At 74.5% G+C, this 1,640-nt stretch carries 2 protein-coding genes and 1 pseudogene; all 3 read right to left on the bottom strand.

All coding sequences use genetic code 11. The annotated features are described in order from the left end of the window. Positions 1 to 501, bottom strand: a pseudogene (locus ACXJKL_RS20660) (hypothetical protein); the annotation flags it as partial. After that, complete coding sequence (locus ACXJKL_RS20655; RefSeq protein WP_457208868.1) at positions 498 to 1,250, bottom strand: response regulator transcription factor; 753 nt, start codon at positions 1,248 to 1,250, stop codon at positions 498 to 500. The pseudogene ACXJKL_RS20660 and the gene ACXJKL_RS20655, both read right to left, overlap by 4 nt. 72 nt (positions 1,251 to 1,322) lie before the next feature. After that, the coding region (locus tag ACXJKL_RS20650; RefSeq protein WP_457208867.1) for a hypothetical protein at positions 1,323 to 1,640 on the bottom strand (318 nt) is incomplete at its 5' end.

The raw sequence follows: 1,640 nt of genomic DNA, 5'->3' as shown, positions 1-1,640 counted from the left end.
GCGCACCAGGGACTCGAGGATGTCGTGCGCGTCGCTGGCCGGCAGGCCGGCCACGGCGGTCACCCCCCGGTCCTGGGCGATGACCCGGTAGGCGCCGAGGCCCGGGAGGTCGACGTCGTGGGGCGCGCCGTCCACCGGGACCGTCGCGAGCGCGGCGACGACGCCCCGGTCGAGGGCGACCGCGGCGCTGAAGCCCCCGTCCCCGCCCTCGGTCAGCAGGATCCCGCTCCCGGTGGTCCCGTCGATGGTGGCGCTGACGGTGCCGACCGCCTGGCCGAGCCTGCCCGGCCCGTCGTCGTGCCCGCGCGAGTCGTCCGCGTCGTCGTCGAAGCGCGGGGGAGGCGCGCCGTACGCCCGCCCGAGCGAGGCGCGCACGTCGTCGTCGAGCTGGTGGTCCAGGTAGGAGCGCATCGCCAGCGTGGTCGCCAGCGCGATGAGGACCGAGACAAGGGCGACCAGGGCGACCGCGGTGACCACCAGTCGCTGGGTCAGCGTCCTCACGGTGCCGAGCTCGGGGAGACCGGGTCCGGGGCGGTCGACTCCTGGACGGCCGGCTTGAGGACGTAGCCGGCCCCGCGCATCGTGTGGATCATCGGCTCGCGCCCGGCGTCGATCTTCTTGCGGAGGTACGACACGTAGAGCTCGACGACGTTGGCCTGCCCGCCGAAGTCGTACTGCCAGACCCGGTCGAGGATCTGCGCCTTGCTGAGCACCCGGCGCGGGTTGCGCATGAAGAAGCGCAGCAGCTCGAACTCGGTGGCCGTCAGGTTGACCTCGGTGCCGGCCCGGCTCACCTCGTGGCTGTCCTCGTCGAGGGTGAGGTCGCCGACGGCCAGCACGTTGCCGACCGCCTGCTGGGCGCCCGAGCGGCGCATCAGCGCGCGCAGCCGGGCGACGACCTCCTCGAGGGAGAACGGCTTGGTGACGTAGTCGTCGCCCCCCGCGGTGAGTCCGGCGACGCGGTCCTCGACGGCGTCGCGGGCGGTGAGGAAGAGGACGGGTACGTCGGGCTGGGTCGCGCGGAGCCGGCGCAGCACCTCGAGGCCGTCGAAGTCCGGCAGCATGATGTCGAGCACCACCGCGTCCGGGCGGAGGTCGGCGGCCTCGCTCACGGCCGTGCGGCCGGTGTGCGCCATCCGCACCTCCCAGCCCTCGTAGCGCAGCGCCATGGCGAGCAGCTCGGCGATGTTGACCTCGTCGTCGACCACGAGCACGCGCACGGGCGCGCCGTCAGCCCTGGTGAACTCCATGTCGACCATCGTGCCCCCGCGTGCTGTGAGTCTGCTGTGCGTCTCCTGTGACCGGGGTCCGACCCGGGCGGGTCAGGAGCTCGTGCCCCCGTCGTCGGAGCCGTCGTCGGAGCCCTCGTCGGAGTCTCCGTCGAGGTCGTCGTCGGTGCCGGGCGGCAGCATCGGCGCCCCGGGCACGGGTCCGGAGCCGGGGTGGTCGTCGTCGCCGTCCTGGTCGCTGGGGACCCCGCCCGGGAATCCCCGCTCCATGCGGCCGAAGCGGTCACCGGGGCCGTGGTCGTCGCCCGTCACCGCCGCGCCGATCGCGCCGCCGGCCGCCCCGCCGATGATGAGCCCGGCGAGCGTGCCGGCGACCAGGGCGCCGACGCCGAAGCTGCGACTGCCGCCGTC

The sequence above is a fragment of the Nocardioides sp. P5_C9_2 genome (genome assembly GCF_054049555.1).
The sequence above is the reverse complement of the archived record's forward strand: the minus strand, read 5'-3'. Positions and strand labels throughout refer to the sequence as shown.